2 protein-coding genes are annotated in these 489 nt (G+C 43.6%); both read right to left on the bottom strand.

Annotated features, from left to right (window positions below):
* A partial coding sequence (locus tag AC4GME_RS08585; protein WP_490379244.1) for a cache domain-containing protein occupies window positions 1–139 on the bottom strand: 139 nt, incomplete at its 3' end.
* A partial coding sequence (locus tag AC4GME_RS08580) for a cache domain-containing protein (protein WP_490379237.1) occupies window positions 100–489 on the bottom strand: 390 nt, incomplete at its 5' end. The genes AC4GME_RS08585 and AC4GME_RS08580, both read right to left, overlap by 40 nt.

Genomic DNA, 489 nt, shown 5'->3' with positions numbered 1-489 from the left:
TAACAAAGGCGATAAAGAAAGCGAAGAGGGAAGCCGAAGCATTGCTGGTAGCTCTGAATATATCCGATTGCATCTCATCAAGGTACACTCCCGTGCCAACTACCCAATCCCATGGTTCAAAATAGGAAACATAGGAGATTTTCGGATAAGCGGCCTAGCTGTTTGGCTTGGGCCAATAATACGTTTTCCAGCCACCGCCGCCCTGGCTTTTTCTATAAAGTTACGGAAAATATATTGTCCTTTCACATATTTCCAATCTATTTGATTGCTACCAAGCATTTCCGGTGTATAGGGCTGCATCAAAAGAACACCTTCGCCGCTGTTGATCCAGAAATATCCATGCTTCCCAAATGTTGCTGACTGCAGAGCATTCTTTGCATATTCTTTTGCCTTGGAAACTTCCATTTCCCCAGATACGGAAAGATCATAGAAGAATTGAATCCCTCCCATCGCAGATTCTGATTTGCTTTTTGTCAGGCGCATCTTTTC

The sequence above is a fragment of the Psychromonas sp. genome, from assembly GCF_983033635.1.
This window is presented reverse-complemented; position numbering and strand designations above follow the sequence as displayed.